Here is a 23,465-nt window from a genome sequence, read left to right on the forward strand (position 1 = left end):
ACAGAGTCCGTTCTACGGAGAGACGCCCCTGGGGAGGGGCACGCTGATCCGGCCAAGTCATCGAGGCCACCTCCACGGAAGGCGACCATACGAACCTATGCCGGGGTTGAATTCTGTACTAGTCCTCGGCCCGCTTATTTACCGAGGTGTGCCCAACTGCTGGAGGCTTCCGCACGCGGCGGAGAACCGCCAGGTCAGACCGCGTCCTTCGGCGCGCCGCCGTGGGCGAGGAACAGCGCGCGGGCCGTGTGGTCGCCGTAATCGCCGTCCGCCGAGAGCTTGTCGCCGTTCTCGTCGCGGTGGTCCTTCTGGAAGTCGACGACCGTGCTCTTGGTGTCGCGGCCGAACTCGCCGTCCACGTTCAGGCTGGAACCGAGGCCGTTGAGCGCGTCCTGGAGCCATTTCACGCGGCCCCCGCTGGACCCCTCGCGCAGGACCGGCGACCCCCACGGGACCCGGACGCGCCGCAGCGCGACGGTGGACTGGACGTCCCAGAACGTCGGCCTCGGCGGCGCGGACGGTCCGTAGGCCGGACGCCCGTACCCCGCGATGACCCCGGCCGCCCGGACGCGGCGCTTGACCGCGTCGTCGGTGTTGGCCTCGATCGTCTGGAGCCGCCCGCCGCCGAGGACCTTCTCGACCACGCCGACGTGGTCGACCGCGGAGATGCGGTCGGTCGTGCCCCAGTCGAAGAACACGATGTCGCCGGGCTTGGCCCTGTTGACGTTGGCGGTCGTGCCCGCGTGCCAGCGTCCGGCCTTCTTGAAGTCCTCGGCGTGCCAGACCGTGTAGGCGCGGTCGCCGCCGAGCAGGACGGCGGCCGCGTTGCCGCTGTGCCGCGCCCAGTAGGTGACCGCCATGTCGCACCAGGACGCCGACTCGAACTCGGACCCGTGCCTGTCCGCGTACTCCCTGGTGATCTTGTTGGGACGGCCGGACAGACCGAGCGACTTGCGGGCCTCCTTGATCATCCCGGTGGCGCTCATCCGGCGTCCTCCTCACCGGACGCGTCGTCCTCGTCGGCGCCCGCGCCGCGGAAGACTCCGTCCGCGTCCGGGGCGCCGTACAGCTCGGTGAGGATCTCCTCCTCGTCGGGCTCGGTCGCGCGGTGGACGGCGGGGTTCACGTCCACCTCGTCCATATGGGCGGCTTCTGTCGTGTCTGTACGGTTTTCGGGGGTCATTGCTCCTCCTGGAGCGTTCCGCCTTGTCCGCCCCGTTCCGTGGGCGGCTCTCAACAGACGGTAATGGCCGCACGTCAAGGTATTCCGGGTTTCGCCGGAAAACGTCCTCGTTTGCTGGTCCACCGTTCCCGCTGGGTAAGGCGGGGGTCATGGCCCGTTCATGATCGGCCGACATCGGGATTTTCGGAGGGTATGGGCCATCGCATGGTGTTCTTCTCGTCCCGACTGGGATGTCTGGGATCACTCGCGGTGACCCTCGTTCTCACCTGGATCGCGTTCCTGATCCTGAACCGCTGAGGGGTCAGCGGCGGGGGACGAGCGTCTCGGTGTGCAGGGCGCGGCCGTCCAGGTCACGCAGCCGGACGGTCAGCGTCGCCGCGTCCCCGTCGATCTCGACCTCGCCGAAGAACTGGAAGCCCTCGGCGGGGGACGTGTTCGCGTGCGGCGGCGCCTGGACGAACTTCGCCACCGGACCGAACGTGCCGTCGAGCTTGTTGGGACCGAACGCGCCCGCGTTCAGGGGGCCCGACACGAATTCCCAGAACGGATCGAAATCCTTGAAAGAAGCCTTGGCCGGGTCGTAGTAATGCGCCGCCGTGTAGTGGACGTCCGCGGTCAGCCACACCATGTTGCGGACGCGGTGCCGCCGCGCGTACGACAGCAGGTCCGCGATCTCGCGCTCGCGGCCGAGCGGGACGCCGTCGTCGCCCTGCGCCGCCGCCTCCTGCGCGGTGCCGTCCGGGACGACCAGCCCGATGGGCAGATCGGCCGCGATCACCTTCCAGGTGGCGCGGGAGTTCCGCAGTTCGTGCTTGAGCCAGGCGGACTGCTCCCTGCCGAGCAGACCGTCCCGCTGGGTGGGTGACGTGTTCGCGTCGTTCGGCGACTTGTAGGTGCGCATGTCGAGCATGAAGACGTCCAGCAGCGGACCGTAGGAGACCTTGCGGTAGAGGCGTCCGCCGCGCGCCGCGCGTACGGCGGTCGGCGTGTACTCGAACATCGCGCGGCGGGCGCGGGCGGCGAGGACGTCCACGCGCTTCTCGGTGTACTGCGGGAGGTCGAGGATCTCGCCGGGGTACCAGTTGTTGAGGGTCTCGTGGTCGTCCCACTGGTAGAGCATCGGGACGTGCGCGTTGAACGCCCTGAGGTTGGCGTCCTCCAGGTTGTAGCGGAACTGGCCGCGATATTCGGCGAGGGTCTGCGCGACGGCCGATTTCTCAGCGGTGACGATGTTGCGCCAGGTACGCCCGTCCGGGAGCTTCACCGTTTCGGTCAGCGGGCCGTCCGAGTAGACGAGGTCGCCGCTGCACAGGAAGAAGTCGGGGTCGACGCCGGACATCGCCTTGAAGATGCGGTAGCCGCCGAACTCGGGGTTGATGCCCCAGCCCTGCCCGGCCAGGTCGCCCGACCAGACGAACCGGACGTCGCGCGCCCGCGTCGACGCGGTGCGCAGGCGTCCGGCCACCGGCTCGGACGCGAGGCCGCGGTCGAGGTCCGCCAGCCGCACCCGGTAGTGCAGCTCCTCGCCGGACGGCAGGCCGCGCAGGAACGCCTTGCCGGTGAGGTCCGTGTCGGGGGTGAGGACGGGCCCCGGCAGCGTCCGCGCGTCGCGCAGGTCGGGACGGCGGCCGACCTCCACCAGCATCCGCGCCGGCCGGTCCGACCGCGCCCACACGACCGCCTCGCGCGCCGTGACCTCGCCGCTCTGCACGCCGTGGGTGAGGCGCGGGCGCCCGCCGCGCAGCAGCGCGGGGGCCTCGCGGCGGCCCGGCAGCGCCGCCGCCGGGCCGCCGGTCAGCAGGGCGAGCGCCGCCCCGCCGGTCGTGACGAGCCCGCCGCGCAGCACGCCGCGCCGATCGAAATCCCGGTCCGTTCGACGGTCCATCGGTCCCCGCCCCTTCGTCAGGCCCCTTGATCAGGGTGTTCCTTGATCCGCTACCGGACGCATGGTCCGCGCGCGGGGCGGCTTCCGGATGGACGCGCGGTGATCGGCTTGACAAGGTTCGGTGACCGCGTGTCTCCTTGTACGCATGTTCGCGCGCAATCTCTCCGAGAGCCCCGTGGCCCTGGGCCGCGTGGCCAGCGCGCTGTGTCCTTCGTGTTGTCGCTGAACCCGCTCTCCCTTTCCAGCCGACATCCGTACACGAAGGACCTCCGATGGTTCCCGATCTCACCATGCGCGGCCAGGACGATCCGCACGGCCGCGTCATCGCCGCCCGCCCGCCCACCGTCGGGCAGCTCGCCGTCCGCGTCAGCGACCTCGCCGGACGTCCCGGACCGTGGTGGCGGCTCGTCCGCTTCGACGCCGCGGGCCCGGTGCACGTCCCGCTGGACGAGGCGACGTGGCTCACCACCTGGCCGCCCGGTTCCGGCGCGACCGTCCACGCCCAGGTCGGCACGCTGATCGCGGGCGAGCTGGCGGAGGTGACGATCGCGGAGTGCGGCGTCACCGAGCGGCCGTTACGGGCCAACCGGGTCAGGGTGCACGCGGGCCCGCACACGCTGACGAACCCCGGCCCGGCGTTCGCGGTCAGCCTGCACGCGGGCGGGACGCCCCCGGCCGTCCCGGCTCAGCGGTCGTCCGCCAGGTAGGGGGACGCCGCCTCCCGCCCGATGACGGGCAGCAGCGCGAAGTAGGTGAGGGACGGCAGCAGCGACGGCAGCTCCGCCGCCTCGCCCGTCTCCATCTGGACGTGGATCGCGCTGGAGATCCCGCCGACGATCGCGTCCACGACGGCCACCGGGACCTGCTCCTTGGAGAGGGACGACCCGCCGCACTCGCCGGGAACCGGGCGGGGGGCCGGGCAGGGCGGGGAGAAGAACGTGCGGAAGCGGGCGAGGTTGTCGATGCGCGCCTGCCTGACCTGCGGGCCCGCCGCGTTCACCTCGACCAGCGACGCCCGCGCGAACCTCGGCTCCCGGGCGAGGAGGGCCAGCATGGTGCGCAGCGCCGCGTGCACGCCGTCCGGCCAGGTCGGCGCCGCCTCGTACGCCTCCGTCATGCGGCGCAGCAGGATGCCCATGCCGCGCTCGTACGCGGCGAGGAAGCATTCGTCCAGGTCGGCGAAGTGGGCGTAGAACGTCTTCTTGGTGACGCCCGCCGCCTCGGTGACCCGGCTGATCGTCGTGTGCCCGAACCCCCGCTCGGACACGACCTCGACGAAGGCGTCGATGAGCCGCTCGCGCTGGATCCCGGCGACGGTCTCGGGGGACAGCCCGTGCCGTCCCGGCTTGATCGCCCGCCCCGGGTCGAGCGCGGACCGGGAGCCGGGCAGCACCTCGGCGCCCTCCGCCTCCGCCGCGCCGGGCCGACCTGACATCACACCTCGTTCCCGCCGGTCACTTGCCGTCGGGGTCAGGCTACTCGGCGTCGACGCGGCGCGGCCGGGCGGCCCGCGGGGACGTCAGCGGAGGTCGCGGCGGCGCCCGCGGGTCAGCACCCGGACCGTCCCGACCAGGCCGAGCCCGATCAGCACCACCGGGACCAGGACCGTCGCGCCGAGCGGACGCCCGTCCGAGAGGCCGTCGGCGAGGAACACGCCCGCGAGGGCGAGGAAGAACAGCCCGGTGACGGGCCCGGCCGGGTCGAACCGGCGGCGCCCGCCGCGCGCGGGCTCGCCGTGTTCGGGGTCGCGGCGCGCGGGGTCGCGGGGGTCAGCCACGGCGCACGTCCACGTCCCCGACCTTCCCGCGGATCCGCAGGACGATCACCGGCGGCTCGCCGGTCCCCCTGACCTCCGGCTCCAGCGTCTGGACGGCCCTGGCGTACGGCCCGCTCGTCGTCCGCTCCCCGATCCGCAGGTCGCCGAGCGAGATCCGGGCGTCCAGCAGGACGCGCGCGGTCGGTGGCACCGTCACCCGCAGCCCGCCGAGCGCCACCCGGGCGTCGATCGAGACCCGCTCACCGGCGGCCATCGGCAGCGCGGTGAGGTTCAGCTCGCCCTGCCCGACGCCGACCCGGTACACCTGGTTCGTCTGCGCGACGTCGGTCGGCCGCCACTCGATCTCGCCGTACTCGGCGTTCCTCGGCGCCTCGCCCGCGACCGACGTGGACAGCAGCGCGAGGGTCAGGACCGTCCCGGCGGTGGCGAGGCCGCGGGTGCGGACCCAGCCGCCGAGGACGAGCCCGAACCCGATGACGGCGAGCGCGGGCGCCATGACGATCAGCCAGGAGTCCGGGGCCGGGTACCGGTCGGCGACCGGGATCATCGCGGCCCCGGCGGCCATCGCGGCGAGCAGCGCGATCGCGGTGACCGGCGAGGCGCCCCGCTCGCCCCGCCGCCGCTTCACGGGGCCGCGCTCCACGGCGGGCTCCGAGGCGGGCTCCACGGCGGGCTCCGCGTCCGCCCGCGCCTGGGCCTCGGCCCGCGCCGTCCCGTACGCGGCCAGATCGATCATCCCCCCGGGGAGGACGCCGGGCGGCGTGTCCGCGGGCGGCCCGTCCTTGTAGAGGGAGACGCCGCCGGCCGGGACGGACTCCGAGCGCGTCCCCCAGGCGGCCGGCTCCGGCGGGTGCCCGGTGAGCCGCTCCGGCACCGACCGCGCGGCCGCCACCAGGTCGACGCCGCGCGAGCGCGCCACCAGCAGCACCAGCCCGCACACCACCAGGACGGCGATCGCGTCCGCGGACAGCCCGCCGAACACGCTGAACACGACGCCCGCGGCCAGCAGCGCGCCGAGGATCGAGAGGACGGCCTGCGCGTCGAACCAGCGCTTGAAGAACTGCTCCGCGAGCGACGACTCGCCCGGCTTCCCCGGCATCAGCAGCACCGCCGCGACGTAGAGCAGGACGCCCTGCCCGTGCGCGAGGACGAGGACCGCGAACCCCACGCGGAAGACGACGGGGTCGATGCCGGAATACCGGCCGAGTCCGGTGCACACGCCCGCCAGCACGCGGCGGTCCGCGTCGCGCGCCATCCGGTCGTAGGTGGTGGCGTGTCCGCCGCCGGCGGCGGTGGCGCCCGTTTCTGTTCCGGCCTGTCCGGTGTCCATGCCAGCAATGGTGGCGTGCCGGGCCCGGCCCGGGGTATCCGGGAGGTCCCTGATCCGACCCTGAGCCAAGCCGGGGGTCCGCCCCTGATGCGGATCACCGGCGGCCGTGTGACGATCGGTGACGTGGGAGAACCTTGGGAAGGGCGGCGATGAGCGAGGAGGCGGCCGGACGGCCGGGCGGAGCGTCGGCGGCGCCCCCGCCCGCGCCCGCCGCGCCGGTGCCCGGGCCGTCCGACCCGCCGCGCCGGCTGGAGCGGGCGGCGGAGGGCAAGCTCGTCGCGGGGGTGGCCCGCGGCCTCGCCGGGCACCTCGGCGTGGACGTGCTGATCGTCCGCGTCGCGTTCGTGCTGCTCACCATGGCGAGCGGGCTCGGCTTCGCCGCGTACGCCGCGTTCTGGCTGCTCGTCCCGAAGGCGGAGCGGCCGGAGCAGGAGGCCGGACGGCGCACCGGACGCGACTGGGGCCAGCTCCTCGCCTACAGCGCCGTCATGCTCGGCCTGGTCGCGCTGCCGTGGGGCGCGGGCGGCGGGCTCCTCCAGTTCGCGCTGTGGCCGTTCGCGGTCGGCGGCGTCGGCGCCGCGATCCTCTGGCAGCAGGCCGACCGCGACCAGCGGCAGCGCTGGACGCTCCCGCTCCGCCAGCGGTGGCTGCGCAGCCTGCTCGGGCTGCTGCTCGTCGTCGGCGGCATCGGCGGCTTCGTGGCGCAGAAGGTGGAGGCCGCGCAGGCTCGCTCGGTCGTCATCGCGATGCTGATCATCCTCACCGGGGTCGCGGTGATCGTGACACCGTGGGTGGTGCGGCTCTGGCAGGACCTCGACGCCGAGCGGCACGAGCGCATCCGCTCCCAGGAGCGCGCCGAGCTGGCCGCGCACATCCACGACTCGGTGCTGCACACGCTGACCCTCATCCAGCGGAACGCGCACGACACGCGGGAGGTGCAGCGGCTCGCCCGGTCCCAGGAGCGGACGCTGCGGACCTGGCTCTACCAGCCGCGCGCCGACCCCGACCAGACGTTCGCCGCCGCGATCCGGGAGGTCGCGGGGGAGGTGGAGGACGACCACGGCGTCCCGATCGAGATCGTCTGCGTCGGCGACACCGCGCTGGACGAGCGGCTCGGCGCCGCGCTCCAGGCCGCGCGGGAGGCGATGGTGAACGCCGCGAAGTACGCGGAGGCGCCGTCGGTGTCGGTGTACGCGGAGGTCGAGGGCGACGAGATCGCGATCTTCGTTCGGGACCGGGGCAAGGGGTTCGACCTGGACCAGGTCCCGGACGACCGGATGGGCGTCCGGGGGTCCATCATCGGACGTATGGAGCGCAACGGCGGCAAGGCCACCGTCCGCACCGCGCCGGGCGAGGGCACGGAAGTGCGTTTGGAGATGAAGAAATCGTGAGCGGAGCGACTCGCGGGAGGTCGTCCCCCCTCGAAGGAGCACAGCATGAGTGAGGCGTTGAAGAAGGTCGTGCTGGTGGACGACCACCAGATGTTCCGGACGGGTGTCAAGGCCGAGTTGGGCGGCGGGGTCGAGATCGTCGGGGAGGCGGGCGACGTCGACGAGGCCGTTTCGGTGATCAAGGCGGCGCGGCCGGACGTGGTGCTGCTGGACGTCCACCTGCCGGGCGGCGGGGGGATCGAGGTGCTGCGGCGGCTGCACGGGTCCGTCCCGTCGAAGTTCCTGGCGCTGTCGGTGTCGGACGCGGCCGAGGACGTGATCGGCGTCGTCCGGGGCGGCGCCCGCGGCTACGTCACGAAGACGATCTCCGGGCCCGAGCTGACCGACGCGATCGGACGGGTCGCGGACGGCGACGCGGTCTTCTCGCCGCGGCTCGCGGGCTTCGTGCTGGACGCGTTCGCCGCGACCGACGTCCCGGCCGTCGACCCCGAGCTGGACCAGATCACCCAGCGGGAGCGGGACGTCCTGCGCCTGATCGCCCGCGGCTACGCCTACAAGGAGATCGCGAAGGAGCTGTTCATCTCGGTGAAGACGGTCGAGACGCACGTCAGCAGCGTGCTGCGGAAGCTGCAACTGTCGAACCGGCACGAGCTGTCGCGGTGGGCCGCCGCCCGCCGCCTGGTCTGAGATCGACTCGCCCGAGGCCAACAGTGACTAATGCCCACTGCACTTCCGCTGGTAAACCTGTATTTGGACAAGTGTGAGCAAATCGTCATATCCGATTCTGGTCATGATGATCGTTGAGCGCGCCGGGGTGTGCAACAGTCCCTCTTCATGACGTATCCACCGCCCGGTAATAATCCGCCGCCGGTACCCGGCCAGCCGGATCTGAGCAAGCAGTCGCCCTATTCCGCGCCGCCGCCCCCGCCGCCTCCGCCCATGCCCGGCGGCCCCGGCGGAGGGTCCGGCTACGGCCCGCCGCCGCCGTCGCCGTCGCACGGCGCGCCGGCCGGCGGCAAGACCAGCGGGCTCGCGATCGCCGCGTTCGTGACCGGGCTCCTCGGCTGCTTCGGCATCGTCGGCCTCGTCCTCGGGTTCGTCGCGCTGCGGAACATCTCGCGGACCGGCGCGAAGGGGCGCGGGCTCGCGATCGCGGGCATCGTCCTGTCGTGCCTGTGGCTCGTCGGCGGCATCGCGATCTACGCGCTGCGCGGGGACGGCTCGTCCACGACCGGCGGGAAGTCGCCCACCACGTCCGCGACGAAGCCGCAGAAGATCGACGCGAAGAAGATGAAGGCGGGCGACTGCATCAACGACGACCAGGGCTCGTCGAACACCACCGCGACGGGCGAGCCGGTCGAGGTGGAGAGCGTGAAGATCGTCCCGTGCAACGGGCCGCACGACGGCGAGGTGATGGCCGTCTTCAAGCTTCCCGACGGCGGCATGCCCACCGACAAGACGATGGCCACGGTCGCCTCGGCCCAGTGCAAGCGGCTGATGGCGCCCCGGATCAACCGCGACCCGGCGCGGAACGGGCTCGCGACCTCCTACTACTACCCGACCGCCGACTCGTGGCGGGCCGGTGACCGCGAGGTGACCTGCGTCGCCGTGGCCGCCACCGAGGGCAAGAAGCTCACCCGCAAGCTGCACGCCTGACGGCCGGGCCCGCTGGGCGGCCGGCCCGCCGCCCCGGTCCGCGGCCGTGACCCCGACCATGACCGCGACCCCGACCATGACCGCGACCATGACCCCGACCGCGACTACGACCACGGCCGTGGGCGATCACGGCCGTGAGGTGCGGAGCGTTCCAACGACCATGGCCGCCATGTGCTCGACCGTCGCGACGCCCGCCTCCATCGTCGGGCTGTCGCCGCTGCACACGGCGACGAGGAAGTCGTGGTCCGGGCCGGTGATGCGGCCCACGCTGTTCACCGCCCAGCCGTGCCCCTGGTGGTAGACGGGCGTCCAGCCGTTCTTGAGCGCCACCCGCTCCCCGGGGCGCGCCGCCGCGCTGACCCCCCACGCCTGCTCGCGCAGCACCGAGCCCATCAGGCCGAGGATGTAGCCGCGTCCCGGCGCGCCGATCGGGCTCGTCTCCGACACCAGGGTCCGCAGCAGCAGCACCTGGTCGGACGGGCTGGTCAGCGACGAACCCCATGACCCGGCGAACGGCGTCGTGTCGCGCAGCCCGAGCCGCTGGTTCGCCCGCCGGACGCCGTCGCTGCCCCCGGCGGCGGAGTACAGCGCGTCCGCCGCCGAGTTGTCGCTCTCGCGGATCATGTGCCCGGCCAGCTCGCGCTGGTCGCCCGGCAGGCTCCGCCGCCCGCCCTGCCGTTGCAGGACGAGGCTCGCCAGGATGTCGACCTTCATGACGCTCGCCGTGACGAAGTCGCCCTTCTCGTTCTCCCCGAAGGACAGCCCGGTGCGCAGGTCGGTGGCCATGACCCCGGCCTTGCCCGGACGTCCCCCCACGTACGCGCGGACGCTCTGCCGCAGCGCCGCCGCGTCGAACGGGCGCAGGTTCGACATCGCCGTCCCGCGCTTGGCCGCCGCCGCCCGCGCCGACTCCGTCGCGCCCGCGACGACGCCCTCCCGCTCCGGCTCGTGCGTGACGACCCGGTGGGCGGTGACGCCCAGTGCCGTGGCGCCCGCCGCGACGGCGAGCACGATGATGTGACGTCGCATCGATCCCCCCGAATTCGTGCGACTTCCCCGGTGAGGGGTGGTGCCGGACGGGCTAGAGCGCGCCCGGAAGGCGGGCCGGGCAGCCCGGCTCGCAGCGCTCGGCGTGCAGCGCGACCCGGCGCGCGTAGGCGCGGAGCCTGCGCCGCAGCACCGCCCGCGTGAACGGCCCGGTGCCCGGGAACCCGTCGAACGCGCCGCGCCAGCGGATCAGCGTCGTCCCGGCGGCGTGCGGTTCGAGGGTCACGTCCGCGCGGAGCCCGCGCGGCGGCGGCCCGGTCAGCACGACGTAGCCGTAGTGGCGGGGCGGGTCCCAGGCGACGACCTCCTCGCGGCGCGGCCGGACCCGCCGGACGGCCCCGATCCCGTTCGGATGCTCGGTGCCCGCTTCCTCCCGCCGCGCGGCCCGCACCCAGAACCCGCCCCACTCGTCCCAGCTCTCCGCCACGCAGAGGTGCTTGAAGATCACGTCGGGCGCGGCCCTGGACGTGGCGGTGGCCTCGATCTCATGCGGCATGACGACCCCCCGTGTCCTGTCACAGAGGGCCACATGCCCGGACTGGGGACGATTACGGCATGTGAGGGAATGTATTTGGACCGTGAGGTCTCAATACTGGTTCAAGCCGTTTCATGCGTAATCTTCACGCGGTTTCGTCAAGCGGTGTCGACGACCTGAAATGCCTCGGCGAGGCGTCCCTCGGGGAACCCCGCGGCGGCGGCGTTCGCGGACAGCCAGCCGCGCAGCATCGCCGGCAGGCCGTCGCCCATGTGGGCGGTCTGGCTGGCGTGGGCGCGCAGCGCGTTCAGCTTCCGGTCGAAGTGCGCGGTGATGTCGACGTAGTGGTTCACGGACGGGCCGCCGCTCAGCCAGACCTCGCGGGCCGTCCAGGCTTCGAGGCCCTCGTCGGCGAGGAGCTCCGGGAAGGCGTAGGGGTTGCGCGCGTCCGGGTAGACGGCGTCGAGCGCGGCCGAGCCCACCGCCCGGTGGTCGGGGTGGCTCGGGTGGATCCGCTCGTAGTTGCGCTCGGGACTCGGCATCAGGACCCGGTCGGGCCGCACCCGGCGGATCTCGCGGGCGATGTCGCGGCGCAGGTCGAGCGTCGCCTCGACCCTGCCGTCGGAGTAGCCGAGCCAGCGGACGTCGCCGACCCCGACGCACTTGGCCGCCGCGCGCTGCTCGTCGCGGCGCAGCGCCGCCATCTCGGCGCGGGTGACGTCGTCGTCGAAGCCGCCCGCGTCGCCGTCGGTGACCATGAGGTACACGACCTCGATGCCGCGGTCCGTCCAGCCCGCGATCGTGCCCGCCGCGCCGAAGTCGACGTCGTCGGGGTGTGCCATGACTACCAGGATCCGCCGCAGCTCGCCGTCGTCCAGAACAGTGGTCACGGCTTCAACGATAAAGTCTGTGAACAGTTCGCGTGACCGGCCCCCCGGCCTGGCCGACGCCACCGGCGATGTGCGCACTATCTGGTGTTTCGTAGGAAGATCGGGGATTAGGTCTGGGATGCTGGCGTTAGCCAGGGTAGAGCTGAGACATGCGCAAACTCATCAACGCCCCGGCGGACGTGGTCTCCGACGCGCTGCGCGGCCTCGCCGCCGCGCATCCCTCGCTGCGCGTCGATCCGGGGAGCGGGACGGTCGTGCGCGGGGACGCGCCGCGCGCCGGGAAGGTCGGCCTGGTGTCGGGCGGCGGGTCCGGGCACGAGCCGCTGCACGCCGGTTTCGTCGGCCACGGGATGCTGGACGCCGCCTGCTGCGGCGAGGTGTTCACGTCCCCGGTGCCGGACCAGATCATCGCCGCGACGATGGCGGTGAACGGCGGCGCGGGCGTGCTCCTGATCGTCAAGAACTACACCGGCGACGTCATGAACTTCCAGCTCGCCGCCGAGCTGGCGGAGGACGAGGACATCGAGGTCGCGACCGTGCTCGTCGACGACGACGTCGCCGTCGAGGACAGCACGTTCACCGCCGGGCGGCGGGGCACCGGCGCCACCCTCTTCGTCGAGAAGATCGCGGGCGCGCTGGCCGAGGAGGGCACGGCGCTCGACGCCGTCGCCGCCGTGGCGCGCGAGGTGAACGAGCGCAGCCGGTCGTTCGGGGTGGCGCTGTCGTCGGTCACCGTTCCCGCCGCCGGGACGCCGACGTTCGAGCTGGGCGAGGACGAGATGGAGCTCGGTATCGGCATCCACGGCGAGCCGGGCCGCGAGCGCGTCGGGATCGGCACCGCGACGGAGATCGTGGACGCCGCGCTGACCGCGATCGACGCGGACATGCCGCTGTCCGGCTCCGAGGTGCTCGTGCTCGTGAACGGCATGGGCGGGACGCCGCTGATCGAGCAGTACGTCGCCTACGCGGCGGCGGCCGAATGGCTCGCCGGGCACGGCGCGACCGTCGTCCGGCCGCTGGTCGGACCGTACGTCACGAGCCTGGAGATGGCGGGCTGCATGATCAGCGTGTGCCGGGCGACGCCCGAGCTGGTCCGGCTGTGGGACGCGCCCGTCGAGACCCCCGGGCTCCGGTGGGGACGATGAGGAGCGCCGACCTCGCGGACTGGATCAGGCACGCCGCCGAGCTGGTCACCGCCGACGCCGACCGCCTCTCCCGCCTGGACGCGGACATCGGCGACGGCGACCACGGCCACAACCTCGACCGGGGCTTCCGCGCCGCCGTTGGAGCGCTCCCCGGCGACGACGTCCCACCCGGGAAGGTGCTGATCGCGGCGGGGCGGGCGATCGTGTCGAAGACGGGCGGCGCGTCCGGCCCGCTCTACGGGACGGCGCTCCGCCGCGCGGGCAAGGCCCTCGGCGACGCCGAGGAGGTCGACGCCGCCGCCCTCGGGGCCGCGCTCCGCGCCGCGCTCGACGGCATCCAGGAACTCGGCAAGGCCGAGCGGGGCGACAAGACGATGGTCGACGCGCTCGGCCCCGCCGCCGACGCCTACGACGCGGCGCTCGCGGACGGCTCCGGCCTCGCCGGATGCGTGCGCGCCGCCGCCGACGCGGCGGCGAAGGGGGCGGAGGAGACCGTCCCGATGCAGGCGCGGAAGGGGCGGGCGAGCTACCTCGGGGCGCGCAGCGTCGGGCACCTGGACCCCGGCGCGGCGTCCACGGCCCTGATCCTGGGCGCCCTCGCGGACGTCACGGGGGAGGGCTGACCGTGGTCGGGATCGTGATCATCTCGCACAGCCGCACGCTCGCGGAGGGCGTCGCCGAGGTGGCCCGCGCGATGGGCGTCGGGCAGGCCGTCGTCGAGCCCGCCGGAGGCGACTCCGAGGGCGGGCTCGGCACCAGCATCGACCTGGCCGAGGCCGCCGTCGCGGCGGCGGACGGCGGCGACGGCGTTCTCCTGCTCGCGGACCTCGGCAGCTCCGTCCTCACCGCCCGGACGCTGATCGAGGACGCCGAACGCGACGACCTGCTCCTCGCGGACGCGCCGCTGGTCGAGGGCGCGGTGGCGGCCGCGTCCATGGCCGCGACCGGCGCGGACCTCGCGACCGTCCACGCCGCCGCCGAGTCCGCGTTCGAGCACCGCAAGACGCGCTGAGCCGAGGCGGTCAGCCGTCCGGCCCCGGTTCCGGCAGGAGGTCGCCGAGGACGGACGGCGCGCCCGCCGTCGGGTCGCCGCGCACCTCGTACACGCGGGGCTCCCCGGCGGCGTCGGCGCCGGAGACGGTGATGCGGTAGGCCGGGAGGTCCGCGCCGATCTCGCCCTCGTCGCCGCGCTCGCGCGCGGCGGCGAGGGCGTCGACCGCCGCGCGGACGCGCCCGGCCCGCGCGGCGGGAAGGTCGGCGGTGTCGTACTGCGCGACGACGGTGTCCCGGCCGGTGAAACCGCCGGTGCTCTCGACCTTCACGCGCATTCCGCCCGCCGCCTTCCCACCATCTCGACCCTGTGCTGCTCGACCCTGTGCTGCTCGACCCCGTGCTGCTCGACCCTGCGCTACTTGAACGCGCGGCGCAGCTCGTCGAGTTCGCCTCGGAGGATGTCATCGTCCTCCAGCGGGCCCCGCTTGGCCAGCCGCTCCGGCGGGACGAACTGGTACTCGGGCATCTGCATCGTGCCGCAGCAGCGCGACCTGTCCTGCTCGGCGCGCAGGCTCGCGGACAGCTCGTCGTGCGCCTCGACCTCGGTGACGTCCTGCCCGTCGCCGGTGTACTCGGCGTCGGACATCCGCATCACCCCGCTCATCAGGTCGGTCAGCGGGGTCGGGGCCGTCGTGATCTCGCGGACGGCGAACCGGTTGCGGATGAACGTCCGGTAGATCGCGGGGTCGCCGCGGCCCGCCGAGACCTGGAGCAGCTTGTTCGCGACGTCCACGTACCTGGCGCCGGTCGCCGGGGACGCCACGATCGCGTCGAACAGCAGCCGGCACAGCCGCGCCGCCACGTCGATCAGCACGATCGTCGGGTCCTCGGTGCGCCGCCTGCGCCCGAGCTCGAACGCGTAGACGTCGGCCAGCACGTCGTACACCGCGCCGGTGAACACCTGCGAGATCGCGTGGACCTCGTTGCTGACCTGGCTCAGCGTGAGGTCGTTGTCGGCGTTGCGGAGGCCGGTCGACATGCCGAGCGCCCTGCCGAACTCCTCGGCGAGCGCGGGCAGGAACGACTTGTCGTGCAGGTTGGCCTTGGTGAGCGCGACGAACGCCTCCGCCTGGTCCGGCTGCGCCAGCGTCAGGAAGATCGCGGTCAGGTCGCCGAACGACTCGTGCAGGCCGCCCGTCTGCGGCGGGTTGCCCGCCGACAGCCAGCCGGGCTTGAGCCCGTCCAGGATCGCGTGGCCCGTCTCGTGGGAGACGATGTCCAGCGACCGGCACGTGAACACCACGTTCGACGGCGGCTGGCCCTGCGGCGTGAAGAAGAGGAACTTCAGCGCCTTGGACGTCCTGGTGTAGAACGCGTTCGCGCCCGTCCCCGCGTGGGGGAACACCGTGATGCGGTCGGTGTTGCCGTTCACGTTCCACGCGAACGGGATCGGGTTCCCGCCGTTGTGCCTTTCGTACATCGCGAGCGTCTGCCGGACGACCGCGAAGGCGTGCGCGCAGTCGAACTGCGGCGTGTTGGGCGTGAAGATGAAGTCGCCCCCGGCGTTGCGGGCGACCGGCGTGACCCCGGACAGGTCGGTCTGGACGCGGGCGTCCGCCGGGCCGTTGAGCACGACCGTCGGGACGAACACCGGCCTGACCCCCAGCTCGGTCACGGACGGGTCCTGCTTGTAGATGAGGAACCTGTGCCCGGTCGGGGTCGGCACCGGGATCGGCACCGGCCGCTCGACCGGACGGGTGTCGGCCTCGGCCGCCCCTTCGACTCGGAACCGCGGCGCGAGCCGTCCGGCATGCGCTTCGGGGACCTCCGTTCCCCCTGCCGGACGGCCTTGCGATAGGTGGGACTGCTCCTGGTGGACCGTCATCGACTCCACCTTTCCCATCACCGTGCGTGGACCCCTGCTGGCCCTACGCGGTCGCGGGAGGGCGTGCGGCACCGAAGTGATCCGGTCGTGGAAGCTCCGGGCCGTCGCGTCCCCGGCGCGGGACGCGAACCTCTCCCCTCGATTCACGCTCCGCTGGTCACAAGACCGAGTCAAGCGGGAAAGGGGTTTCCTGACCCGGTTGTCCTCATCCGGACTGGTGACCTTGGTGGACGTCCTGCCACGCACGAGGATCGGCGGGACGCCGAAAACGTCGGCCGCGCGCCGTAGACTCGCACATGATGTCGAAGACCGAAGCCAACCCCTTGCTCGACGGCCTCAACCCGCAGCAGCGCGAGGCCGTCCTGCACTCCGGCGGCCCCCTGCTGATCGTCGCGGGCGCGGGCTCCGGCAAGACGCGGGTACTCACGCACCGGATCGCGCACCTGCTCGGCGAGCGCGACGTCCATCCCGGCCAGATCCTCGCGATCACCTTCACGAACAAGGCCGCGGCCGAGATGAAGGAGCGGGTGGACGCCCTGGTCGGGCCCCGCTCGCGCGCCATGTGGGTGATGACGTTCCACTCGGCGTGCGTGCGCATCCTGCGGCGCGAGGCCAAGCGGCTCGGCTTCCCGACGACGTTCTCGATCTACGACCAGGCCGACGCGAACCGGCTGATGGCGCTCGTCTGCCGCGAGCTCGACCTCGACCCGAAGCGGTACCCGCCGAAGTCGTTCAGCGCGCAGGTGTCGAACCTGAAGAACGAGCTGATCGACTACGAGACGTTCAAGGCGCGGGCGTCCACGCACATGGAGCAGACGCTCGCCGAGGCGTACGAGATGTACCAGGCGCGGCTCCAGCAGGCCGGCGCCATGGACTTCGACGACCTGATCATGCTCACGGTCAACCTGCTCCAGGTCTTCCCGGAGGCCGCCGAGCACTACCGGCGCAGGTTCCGGCACGTCCTCGTCGACGAGTACCAGGACACCAACCACGCGCAGTACGAGCTGGTGCGCGAGCTGACCGCCCCCATCTCGGTTGCCGGGGGGTCTGGGGGGGCGTCCCCCCAGGAGGAGCAGGTGGAGGGGGTCGGCGCGGCCGAGCTGTGCGTCGTCGGCGACGCCGACCAGTCGATCTACGCGTTCCGCGGCGCCACGATCCGCAACATCCTGGAGTTCGAGCGCGACTACCCCGACGCGACGACGATCCTGCTTGAGCAGAACTACCGCTCCACGCAGACGATCCTGTCGGCCGCGAACGCGGTCATCGAGCGCAACGCCGACCGCAAGCCGAAGAAGCTCTGGTCCGACCAGGGCGAGGGGCACAAGATCGTCGGCTATGTGGCCGACAACGAGCACGACGAGGCCGCGTTCGTCGCCCGCGAGGTCGACCGGCTGTCCGACGACGGCGAGGCCCGTCCGGGCGACGTCGCCGTGTTCTACCGCACCAACGCGCAGTCCCGTGTCTTCGAGGAAGTGTTCATCCGCGTCGGGCTGCCGTACAAGGTCGTCGGCGGCGTCCGGTTCTACGAGCGCAAGGAGATCCGCGACGCGCTCGCCTACCTGCGCTGCCTCGCCAACCCCGAGGACGCCGTCTCGCTCCGCCGCATCCTGAACGTGCCGAAGCGCGGCATCGGCGACCGCGCCGAGGCGTGCGTGGAGGCGTACGCGTCCCGCGAGCGCATGTCGTTCTGGCAGGCGCTCCGCGTCCCGGACGAGGTGCCCGGCCTGGCCACCCGCTCGCTCAACGCCGTCCGCGACTTCGTCGCCCTGCTGGACGAGCTGCGCGCCGCCGCCGAGACCCTCACCCCCGCCGACCTGGTCGCGGAGGTGCTCAAGGCCAGCGGCTACCTCGCCGAGCTCCAGGCGTCCAAGGACCCGCAGGACGAGACCCGCATCGAGAACCTCCAGGAGCTGGAGGCCGTCGCCCGCGAGTTCGAGGAGCGCCTCGACGGCGAGCCCGCCGAGGGCAGGCTGCCCGAGTTCCTGGAGCAGGTCGCGCTGGTCGCCGACGCCGACTCGATCCCCGGCGGCGCGAAGGGCGGGCCCGTCCCGCCCGGCGAGCAGCCGGAGCAGACCGACGACGGCGTCGTCACGCTGATGACGCTGCACACGGCCAAGGGCCTCGAATTCCCCGTCGTCTTCCTCACCGGCATGGAGGACGGCGTCTTCCCGCACCTGCGCGCCATGAGCAACCCCAAGGAGCTCGAAGAGGAGCGCCGCCTCGCCTACGTCGGCATCACGCGGGCGCGGCAGCGGCTCTACGTCTCGCGGGCCGCGATGCGCAGCTCGTGGGGCGCGCCGCAGGTGAACCCGCCGTCCCGGTTCCTCGGCGAGGTGCCGCGGCCGCTGGTCGAGTGGGAGCGGGAGGCGTCCTCGACGTCCGGGTCGGCCATGTCGCGGATCGCGGCCCGGCCGGGGGTGCGCTCGCCGGGGAACCGTCCCGTCCCGTCGCTGTCGCCCGGCGACAAGGTCACCCACGACGCCTTCGGGCTCGGCACGGTCGTGTCCGTGTACGACGACGGGCAGAAGGCGAGCGTCGACTTCGGCGGCGAGTACGGCGTCCGGACGCTCGTCCTGCGCTACGCCACCATCGAGAAGCTTTAGGGCCGCCGCGCCAGCAGGTTCGCGGGGAGCGTGTGCAGGACGGTCTGGTCGTCCTGGTTGAGCAGCTCGGCGCGGGTGCGGACGATGCCCCGGTCCGGCTTGGACCGCGACGCCCGCGCCTCCAGGACGGCGACGCGCAGCCGCAGCGTGTCGCCCGGACGGACGGGCGCGGGCCAGCGCAGCTCGTCCACGCCCGGGGAGGCGAGGCTCGCCACCCGCGACAGGAAGTGGTCCGCGAACAGCCGCATCATGATCGAGCCAGTGTGCCAGCCGCTCGCGATGATGCCCTTGAACGGGCCGGTGGCGGCGAAGTCCGGGTCGATGTGGATGGGCTGCGGGTCGAACCGGCGGGCGAACTCGACGATCTCGTCCTCGGTGAGCGTGACGTGCCCGTACTCGTACGTCGCGCCGGTCTCGTAGTCCTCGAAGTAGCGGTCGGTGATGGGCGTGGGGAAGTCGCCGCCGAGGGCCCGCGTGCTGATCGTCATGCGTCCCAGGATGCCGGGTCCGCCCGGCGATCACGCGACCGGGAGCGGCTGAAATCGGCCATACGGTATACGGCAGACGGTCAGTCCATAACCCCCGGGAGGCCCCATGTTCGCTCACAGGCTCGCCGACGACGCCGAGCTGCGCCCGCTGGAGCCGTGGCAGGCCGCCGAGTTCGCCGAGCACGTGGCGCGGGTCCGCGACGACATCGTCGAGTACATCCCGTGGGGGCGGCTGATCGTGGACGAGGCCACCGCCCGCGCCTACCTCGACTCCTACGCGGAGAAGCAGGCGAGGGACGCGGGCCGCATCTACGGCATCTGGACGGACGGCGTCCTCCAGGGCGGCACGCTGTTCCGCACGTTCGACGCCGCGATGGGGGTGTGCGAGCTGGGCGTGTGGCTGGCGGCCGAGGCGCGCGGCCGCGGGCTGATCACGACGGCCGCCCGGCACATGATCGACTGGACGTTCGGGGCGCGCGGGATGCACCGGGTCGAGTGGCACTGCGACCGGCGCAACACGTCCAGCTCGGCGGTGGCGCGGCGGCTCGGGATGACGCGCGAGGGCGTCCTGCGGGAGTCGTACCTGCTCGGCGGCACCCGGCGGGACGTCGAGATCTGGGCCGTCCTCGCCGACGAGTGGCACTCCGCCTGATCCGGCGGCGTTAGGGCGGCGGGACGGGCAGCGGCCGTTCGATCGCCGTCAGGCCGAGCAGGACGATCGACGCCGTCCAGCCGAGCGGCGCCGGGCCCGCCGGCCTGCCGGTCGCGCCGACCTTCTCCGGCAGGACGCCGATCGACGTGCGGTTCGCGGAGAGCCAGCTCAGCCAGGTGGCCGCCTCGTCCGTCCGGCCGGACGCGGCGGCGTTCAGGCCGAACAGGGCGGTCTCGGGCGTCCAGGCGACGTCCGGGTTGCCGGACCAGCCCTCGCCCGGCAGGACGCCCCCGTTCGGCAGCTTCTGCCTCGCCTGCGCCTTGGCGATCGCGGCGGTCACGGTCGCGTCGGCGGGCGCGAACGGCGGCGCGATGAAGGTGACCGAGGTGTCCATCGAGCCGTGCGGGACGGGCGAGCGCGGATACCCGTAGGGGGCGAACTGCCTGGCCACGGCGTCCGACACGCGCTGGGCGGCGCGCCGCCACTCGGCGGCCTTGGCGGACTCGCCGCGCGTCCGCGCGAGGTCGGCCGCCGAGCGCAGGCCCGCGAGCACGGGGCCGACGACGCCGAGGGTCGGGCGGCGCGGGTCGCGCTCGCGCCGGTGGTCGCGCTCCCAGTAGTCGGACGAGGCGGGCGGCAGGCCCTCGGCGTCCAGCGTCCGGGACAGGTGGTCGGCGGCGCGCAGCACCATCGGCCACAGGTCGCCCGGCATGTCCCAGCGGGCGTCGGACGACCGGGCCTGGACGCTGAAGAACCACGTCGCCCACAGCACCCAGCCGAGCGAGTCGAGCTGCGGGGCGCGGCCGTCGGCGACGGCCGTCCCGTCCGGGTTGTAGCGGGCGGCCCACATGCCGCTCTCGTTCTGCGCGCGGGCCAGGAACCGCAGCACCCGCCGCGCCTCCGCCGGATGCCCGGTGACGGTGAACGCGGCGACGGCGAACGCCGAGTCGCGCGGCCAGCAGTACCGCCACTGGGCGTACCAGGACGCGAGCGACGCCCCGTTCGGACGGGTCAGCAGCCGCAGGTCGAGCAGCGCCCGCGCGGCCATGTCGCGGTAGCCCCGGTCGGCCCCGGTGGCCGGGTCGGGCCCGCCGGTCGGGACGCCGCCCGACGCCAGCCAGGCGTTGTCGGACCGCACCGCCCGCGCGACCCTCGGGTCGGACGGGTCGACGGTGATCGGCGTCTCCCCGCCGGCCGGCATCAGCCGGACGCGCCCGTCCGCGAGCCGGACGACGGAGCTGCCCGGCAGGTAGGAGGCGCCGTCGCCCTGGTCGGGCGACAGCGGGACGCTCGTGAACGGCCAGCCGCCCCCGCCGACGAGCCCCGGGCTCGCCCAGCCGGAGCCGCCGCCGTCCGGCACGTTCGCGCCCGCGGTCGCGACCATCGCGGCGGCGATGAGCAGGGCGGTGACGCGGCGGATCGTGCGCGCGCCCGCGCGCCGCCGGGTCCGTCCGCCCGCCGGGGGGCGCCGCCGCTCGGACCTCTCCGGCCGCGTCGGCGGCGGGACGAGAACGGCCGCCTCGACGGAGGCGGCCGGGGCGGGGACGGGCGCGTCGGCGGGCGCGGCGGGCGCGTCACGCTCCTCCGCCATCGCCATGTGTTCGCCCCCCTTTACCGCTGCCGCCGCCCGCTCTTCATCGTCGCAGCGAAAATAAGTACATCAAACTACGTCATTCGGTTCATCCTCCTCACGTGCCACTCGTGCCCTCCCCCTAGGGGGGACACACCCGCGGTTTGGTAACACTCGCTGACAACGGGACCCGGCGGCCTCATCACGGAAGAGGGTTGACTAGGCTGCATCGACGGAGCGGACCGCAGAGTGCCGGCCGCACGGACACCCGTGTAACCCCCACTCGTTGTGGTCATTCGGCTGTCGATCCGCAAAAAGGACGCCTCGTGGACCTGTTTGAACATCAGGCGAAGGAACTCTTCGCCGAGTACGGGGTACCGGTGCCCACCGGCAAGGTCGCCCATACTCCCCAGGAAGCCCGGGACATCGCGGCGGAGCTGTTCGCCGCGGGGAGCTCGAAGGTCGTGGTCAAGGCCCAGGTGAAGACCGGGGGCCGCGGCAAGGCCGGCGGCGTGAAGCTGGCCGACTCGGCGGACGAGGCGCAAGCGCTCGCCGAACAGATCCTCGGCATGGACATCAAGGGCCACACGGTCCACAAGGTCCTCGTCGAGGAGGGCAGCGCGATCGCGCAGGAGTACTACTTCTCCTTCCTGCTCGACCGGGCCAACCGCACCTTCCTCTCCATCTGCTCCGTCGAGGGCGGCGTGGAGATCGAGGAGGTGCCGCACGACCGGCTCGCGATGGTGCCGGTCTCCCCGCTGGACGGCGTCGACCGCGCCAAGGCCCGCGAGATCGCCGAGCGGGGGCGGCTCCCGCAGGAGGCCCTGGACGGCGCCGCCGAGCTGATCGAGCGGCTGTGGGCCGTGTTCCTCGACGAGGACGCCTCCCTGGTCGAGGTCAACCCGATGATCCTCACCGCCGGCGGCGAGGTGAAGGCCCTCGACGGCAAGGTCTCCCTGGACGACAACGCCGCGTTCCGCCAGGACCACGACAAGTTCGAGGACAAGGCCGCCGCCGACCCCCTGGAGGCCGCGGCGAAGGCCAAGGACCTCAACTACGTCAAGCTCGACGGCAGCGTCGGCATCATCGGCAACGGCGCGGGCCTCGTCATGTCCACGCTGGACGTCGTCGCCTACGCGGGCGAGAAGTTCGGCGGGCAGAAGCCCGCGAACTTCCTCGACATCGGCGGCGGCGCGTCCGCCGAGGTCATGGCGAACGGGCTGGAGATCGTCCTGTCCGACGCGGCCGTCAAGTCGGTGTTCGTGAACGTCTTCGGCGGGATCACGGCCTGCGACGCGGTCGCCAACGGCATCGTGTCGGCGTACCAGCTGCTGGCCGACCGCGGCGAGACCGTCAACCGCCCGCTGGTCGTCCGGCTGGACGGCAACAACGCCGAGCTCGGACGCAAGATCCTCAATGACGCGGCGCTGCCCGGCGTCCAGCAGGTCGACACCATGGACGACGCGGCCTCGCGCGCCGCCGAACTCGCGGCAGGTGCATGAGCAATGGCCATCTGGCTCACCGAGAACAGCAAGATCATCGTGCAGGGCATCACGGGCTCCGAGGGCACCAAGCACGGGCGCCGGATGCTCGCGTCCGGCGCGCAGGTCGTCGGCGGCGTGAACGCCCGCAAGGCCGGGCAGACCGTCGAGTTCGACGGCACGACCCTCCCGGTGTTCGGCACCGTGAAGGAGGCGATGGCCGAGACGGGCGCCGACGTGTCCGTCGTGTTCGTCCCGCCGAAGTTCACCAAGGACGCCGTCGTCGAGGCCGTCGACGCCGAGATCCCGCTGTGCGTCGTGATCACCGAGGGCATCCCGGTGCACGACACCGCCTACTTCTGGGCGTACGCGGAGAAGAAGGGCAACAAGACGCGGATCATCGGGCCGAACTGTCCCGGCATCGCGTCCCCCGGCAAGTCGAACGCGGGCATCATCCCGGCCGACATCACCACGCCCGGCCGCATCGGGCTCGTGTCCAAGTCGGGCACGCTGACCTACCAGATGATGTACGAGCTGCGCGACATCGGCTTCTCCACCTGCGTCGGCATCGGCGGCGACCCCGTCATCGGGACCACCCACATCGACGCCCTCCAGGCGTTCCAGGACGACCCCGACACCGACGGCATCGTCATGATCGGCGAGATCGGCGGGGACGCCGAGGAGCGCGCCGCCGCCTACATCGAGCAGCACGTGACGAAGCCGGTCGTCGGCTACGTCGCCGGGTTCACCGCGCCCGAGGGCAAGACGATGGGCCACGCGGGCGCGATCGTGTCCGGCTCCGCCGGGACCGCGCAGGCGAAGAAGGAGGCCCTGGAGAAGGTCGGCGTCCGCGTCGGCAAGACCCCGAGCGAGACCGCCGTCCTGATGCGGGAGATCATGAAGAACCGCTGACCCGTTCTCCTGGGGACCACCCTGGAAGCGCGTCAGGATCGTGTCGAAAGACGCCTGAGCCGGGACGTTCCGGCCGGGCGTCTTTCGCGTTCCGGCGGCCTC

The 23,465-nt window shown here is 72.8% G+C and carries 24 protein-coding genes; 11 read left to right on the plus strand and 13 right to left on the minus strand.

Going from position 1 to position 23,465, the window contains the following annotated elements; translation table 11 throughout:
• Positions 1-194 precede the first annotated feature (194 nt).
• The 3 genes from FXF68_RS38885 to FXF68_RS38895 all read right to left on the minus strand — a co-directional run bounded on the left by FXF68_RS38885 (position 195) and on the right by FXF68_RS38895 (position 3,068).
• Positions 195-986 carry a CHAP domain-containing protein gene (locus tag FXF68_RS38885; RefSeq protein ID WP_148767841.1) on the minus strand — a complete coding sequence of 264 codons (792 nt, stop codon included), beginning with the start codon at positions 984-986 and terminating at the stop codon, positions 195-197.
• A complete protein-coding gene (locus FXF68_RS38890; protein ID WP_246179186.1) occupies positions 983-1,141 on the minus strand; it encodes a hypothetical protein in 159 nt (52 codons plus the stop codon). The genes FXF68_RS38885 and FXF68_RS38890 overlap by 4 nt, the downstream gene beginning before the upstream one ends.
• A 343-nt stretch (positions 1,142-1,484) precedes the next feature.
• Positions 1,485-3,068 carry an alkaline phosphatase D family protein gene (locus tag FXF68_RS38895; protein ID WP_148767843.1) on the minus strand — a complete coding sequence of 528 codons (1,584 nt, stop codon included), beginning with the start codon at positions 3,066-3,068 and terminating at the stop codon, positions 1,485-1,487.
• Between the two features lie 272 nt (positions 3,069-3,340).
• Between FXF68_RS38895 and FXF68_RS38900 the strand changes: the two genes are divergently transcribed.
• Positions 3,341-3,775, plus strand: coding sequence for a cupin domain-containing protein (locus FXF68_RS38900; protein WP_148767844.1), 435 nt, complete (start codon positions 3,341-3,343; stop codon positions 3,773-3,775).
• Here FXF68_RS38900 and FXF68_RS38905 read toward each other — a convergent pair.
• The 3 genes from FXF68_RS38905 to FXF68_RS38915 form a co-directional block, all read right to left on the minus strand.
• Complete coding sequence (locus FXF68_RS38905; RefSeq protein ID WP_148767845.1) at positions 3,754-4,503, minus strand: TetR/AcrR family transcriptional regulator; 750 nt, start codon at positions 4,501-4,503, stop codon at positions 3,754-3,756. The genes FXF68_RS38900 and FXF68_RS38905 overlap by 22 nt on opposite strands.
• Positions 4,504-4,587: 84 nt before the next feature.
• The gene (locus tag FXF68_RS38910) at positions 4,588-4,845 is read right to left on the minus strand and encodes a hypothetical protein (RefSeq protein WP_148767846.1); all 258 of its coding nucleotides are present in this window, start codon (positions 4,843-4,845) and stop codon (positions 4,588-4,590) included.
• Positions 4,838-6,175 carry a PspC domain-containing protein gene (locus FXF68_RS38915; protein ID WP_148767847.1) on the minus strand — a complete coding sequence of 446 codons (1,338 nt, stop codon included), beginning with the start codon at positions 6,173-6,175 and terminating at the stop codon, positions 4,838-4,840. The genes FXF68_RS38910 and FXF68_RS38915 overlap by 8 nt, the downstream gene beginning before the upstream one ends.
• Before the next feature lie 149 nt (positions 6,176-6,324).
• On the opposite strand from FXF68_RS38915, the gene FXF68_RS38920 reads away from it, so the two are divergent.
• From FXF68_RS38920 to FXF68_RS38930, 3 genes are all read left to right on the plus strand, one after another.
• Positions 6,325-7,566, plus strand: a complete 1,242-nt coding sequence (locus FXF68_RS38920) for an ATP-binding protein (protein WP_148767848.1) — start codon at positions 6,325-6,327, stop codon at positions 7,564-7,566.
• A gap of 45 nt (positions 7,567-7,611) precedes the next feature.
• A complete protein-coding gene (locus tag FXF68_RS38925) occupies positions 7,612-8,253 on the plus strand; it encodes a LuxR C-terminal-related transcriptional regulator (protein ID WP_148767849.1) in 642 nt (213 codons plus the stop codon).
• Positions 8,254-8,400: 147 nt separating this feature from the next.
• Positions 8,401-9,222 carry a DUF4190 domain-containing protein gene (locus FXF68_RS38930; RefSeq protein ID WP_148767850.1) on the plus strand — a complete coding sequence of 274 codons (822 nt, stop codon included), beginning with the start codon at positions 8,401-8,403 and terminating at the stop codon, positions 9,220-9,222.
• 126 nt (positions 9,223-9,348) lie between these two features.
• Here the strand turns inward: FXF68_RS38930 and FXF68_RS38935 are convergent, their stop codons facing one another.
• From FXF68_RS38935 to FXF68_RS38945, 3 genes are all read right to left on the minus strand, one after another.
• A complete protein-coding gene (locus FXF68_RS38935) occupies positions 9,349-10,251 on the minus strand; it encodes a serine hydrolase (RefSeq protein ID WP_148767851.1) in 903 nt (300 codons plus the stop codon).
• A gap of 52 nt (positions 10,252-10,303) precedes the next feature.
• Entirely contained in the window at positions 10,304-10,765 is a 462-nt protein-coding gene (locus FXF68_RS38940) for an SRPBCC family protein (RefSeq protein WP_148767852.1), read from the minus strand.
• A gap of 137 nt (positions 10,766-10,902) precedes the next feature.
• A complete protein-coding gene (locus tag FXF68_RS38945) occupies positions 10,903-11,586 on the minus strand; it encodes a PIG-L deacetylase family protein (protein ID WP_148767960.1) in 684 nt (227 codons plus the stop codon).
• A gap of 197 nt (positions 11,587-11,783) precedes the next feature.
• Here FXF68_RS38945 and dhaK point away from each other — a divergent pair, with 197 nt between their 5' ends.
• The 3 genes from dhaK to dhaM are packed head-to-tail and all read left to right on the plus strand — an operon-like array spanning position 11,784 to position 13,791.
• Entirely contained in the window at positions 11,784-12,779 is a 996-nt protein-coding gene (gene dhaK, locus FXF68_RS38950; protein WP_148767853.1) for a dihydroxyacetone kinase subunit DhaK, read from the plus strand.
• Positions 12,776-13,402: a dihydroxyacetone kinase subunit DhaL gene (gene dhaL, locus FXF68_RS38955; protein WP_148767854.1), complete on the plus strand. Its 627-nt coding sequence runs from the start codon at positions 12,776-12,778 to the stop codon at positions 13,400-13,402. Before dhaK ends, dhaL begins: the two co-directional genes overlap by 4 nt.
• A gap of 2 nt (positions 13,403-13,404) precedes the next feature.
• A complete protein-coding gene (gene dhaM, locus FXF68_RS38960) occupies positions 13,405-13,791 on the plus strand; it encodes a dihydroxyacetone kinase phosphoryl donor subunit DhaM (protein ID WP_222870303.1) in 387 nt (128 codons plus the stop codon).
• A gap of 10 nt (positions 13,792-13,801) precedes the next feature.
• Here dhaM and FXF68_RS38965 read toward each other — a convergent pair whose 3' ends face one another.
• Together FXF68_RS38965 and FXF68_RS38970 are read right to left on the minus strand one after the other, a co-directional pair.
• Entirely contained in the window at positions 13,802-14,107 is a 306-nt protein-coding gene (locus FXF68_RS38965; protein WP_148767855.1) for a protealysin inhibitor emfourin, read from the minus strand.
• Between the two features lie 80 nt (positions 14,108-14,187).
• Complete coding sequence (locus tag FXF68_RS38970) at positions 14,188-15,657, minus strand: gluzincin family metallopeptidase (protein WP_148767856.1); 1,470 nt, start codon at positions 15,655-15,657, stop codon at positions 14,188-14,190.
• A 299-nt stretch (positions 15,658-15,956) separates the two neighbouring features.
• On the opposite strand from FXF68_RS38970, the gene pcrA reads away from it, so the two are divergent.
• Positions 15,957-18,260: a DNA helicase PcrA gene (gene pcrA, locus FXF68_RS38975; RefSeq protein WP_187438338.1), complete on the plus strand. Its 2,304-nt coding sequence runs from the start codon at positions 15,957-15,959 to the stop codon at positions 18,258-18,260.
• Here pcrA and FXF68_RS38980 read toward each other — a convergent pair.
• Positions 18,257-18,748, minus strand: a complete 492-nt coding sequence (locus FXF68_RS38980; protein WP_148767857.1) for a MaoC family dehydratase — start codon at positions 18,746-18,748, stop codon at positions 18,257-18,259. The two genes, pcrA and FXF68_RS38980, sit on opposite strands and share 4 nt — an antisense overlap.
• Positions 18,749-18,854: 106 nt before the next feature.
• On the opposite strand from FXF68_RS38980, the gene FXF68_RS38985 reads away from it, so the two are divergent.
• The gene (locus FXF68_RS38985; protein WP_148767858.1) at positions 18,855-19,400 is read left to right on the plus strand and encodes a GNAT family N-acetyltransferase; all 546 of its coding nucleotides are present in this window, start codon (positions 18,855-18,857) and stop codon (positions 19,398-19,400) included.
• 10 nt (positions 19,401-19,410) lie between these two features.
• On the opposite strand, the gene FXF68_RS38990 is transcribed toward FXF68_RS38985, so the two are convergent.
• The gene (locus tag FXF68_RS38990) at positions 19,411-20,997 is read right to left on the minus strand and encodes a glycoside hydrolase family 15 protein (protein WP_246179187.1); all 1,587 of its coding nucleotides are present in this window, start codon (positions 20,995-20,997) and stop codon (positions 19,411-19,413) included.
• A 299-nt stretch (positions 20,998-21,296) separates the two neighbouring features.
• On the opposite strand from FXF68_RS38990, the gene sucC reads away from it, so the two are divergent.
• The gene (gene sucC, locus FXF68_RS38995; RefSeq protein ID WP_148767859.1) at positions 21,297-22,472 is read left to right on the plus strand and encodes an ADP-forming succinate--CoA ligase subunit beta; all 1,176 of its coding nucleotides are present in this window, start codon (positions 21,297-21,299) and stop codon (positions 22,470-22,472) included.
• A 3-nt stretch (positions 22,473-22,475) separates the two neighbouring features.
• Complete coding sequence (sucD, locus tag FXF68_RS39000; protein ID WP_148767860.1) at positions 22,476-23,363, plus strand: succinate--CoA ligase subunit alpha; 888 nt, start codon at positions 22,476-22,478, stop codon at positions 23,361-23,363.
• Positions 23,364-23,465 lie beyond the last annotated feature (102 nt).

The organism is Actinomadura decatromicini, from assembly GCF_008121305.1.
Lineage (GTDB): Bacteria > Actinomycetota > Actinomycetes > Streptosporangiales > Streptosporangiaceae > Spirillospora > Spirillospora syzygii.

Coding starts and splice junctions, on each gene's coding strand:
- FXF68_RS38990 (WP_246179187.1), bottom strand. CDS start 20,997: ATGGCGATGGCGGAGGAGCGTGACGCGCCCGCCGCGCCCGCCGACGCG.
- pcrA (WP_187438338.1), top strand. CDS start 15,957: ATGTCGAAGACCGAAGCCAACCCCTTGCTCGACGGCCTCAACCCGCAG.
- FXF68_RS38915 (WP_148767847.1), bottom strand. CDS start 6,175: ATGGACACCGGACAGGCCGGAACAGAAACGGGCGCCACCGCCGCCGGC.
- FXF68_RS38890 (WP_246179186.1), bottom strand. CDS start 1,141: ATGGACGAGGTGGACGTGAACCCCGCCGTCCACCGCGCGACCGAGCCC.
- FXF68_RS38930 (WP_148767850.1), top strand. CDS start 8,401: ATGACGTATCCACCGCCCGGTAATAATCCGCCGCCGGTACCCGGCCAG.
- FXF68_RS38925 (WP_148767849.1), top strand. CDS start 7,612: ATGAGTGAGGCGTTGAAGAAGGTCGTGCTGGTGGACGACCACCAGATG.
- FXF68_RS38980 (WP_148767857.1), bottom strand. CDS start 18,748: ATGACGATCAGCACGCGGGCCCTCGGCGGCGACTTCCCCACGCCCATC.
- FXF68_RS38905 (WP_148767845.1), bottom strand. CDS start 4,503: ATGTCAGGTCGGCCCGGCGCGGCGGAGGCGGAGGGCGCCGAGGTGCTG.
- FXF68_RS38885 (WP_148767841.1), bottom strand. CDS start 986: ATGAGCGCCACCGGGATGATCAAGGAGGCCCGCAAGTCGCTCGGTCTG.
- FXF68_RS38895 (WP_148767843.1), bottom strand. CDS start 3,068: ATGGACCGTCGAACGGACCGGGATTTCGATCGGCGCGGCGTGCTGCGC.
- FXF68_RS38940 (WP_148767852.1), bottom strand. CDS start 10,765: ATGCCGCATGAGATCGAGGCCACCGCCACGTCCAGGGCCGCGCCCGAC.
- FXF68_RS38985 (WP_148767858.1), top strand. CDS start 18,855: ATGTTCGCTCACAGGCTCGCCGACGACGCCGAGCTGCGCCCGCTGGAG.
- FXF68_RS38965 (WP_148767855.1), bottom strand. CDS start 14,107: ATGCGCGTGAAGGTCGAGAGCACCGGCGGTTTCACCGGCCGGGACACC.
- FXF68_RS38920 (WP_148767848.1), top strand. CDS start 6,325: ATGAGCGAGGAGGCGGCCGGACGGCCGGGCGGAGCGTCGGCGGCGCCC.
- dhaL (WP_148767854.1), top strand. CDS start 12,776: ATGAGGAGCGCCGACCTCGCGGACTGGATCAGGCACGCCGCCGAGCTG.
- FXF68_RS38900 (WP_148767844.1), top strand. CDS start 3,341: ATGGTTCCCGATCTCACCATGCGCGGCCAGGACGATCCGCACGGCCGC.
- dhaK (WP_148767853.1), top strand. CDS start 11,784: ATGCGCAAACTCATCAACGCCCCGGCGGACGTGGTCTCCGACGCGCTG.
- FXF68_RS38935 (WP_148767851.1), bottom strand. CDS start 10,251: ATGCGACGTCACATCATCGTGCTCGCCGTCGCGGCGGGCGCCACGGCA.
- FXF68_RS38945 (WP_148767960.1), bottom strand. CDS start 11,586: ATGGCACACCCCGACGACGTCGACTTCGGCGCGGCGGGCACGATCGCG.
- sucD (WP_148767860.1), top strand. CDS start 22,476: ATGGCCATCTGGCTCACCGAGAACAGCAAGATCATCGTGCAGGGCATC.
- FXF68_RS38970 (WP_148767856.1), bottom strand. CDS start 15,657: ATGACGGTCCACCAGGAGCAGTCCCACCTATCGCAAGGCCGTCCGGCA.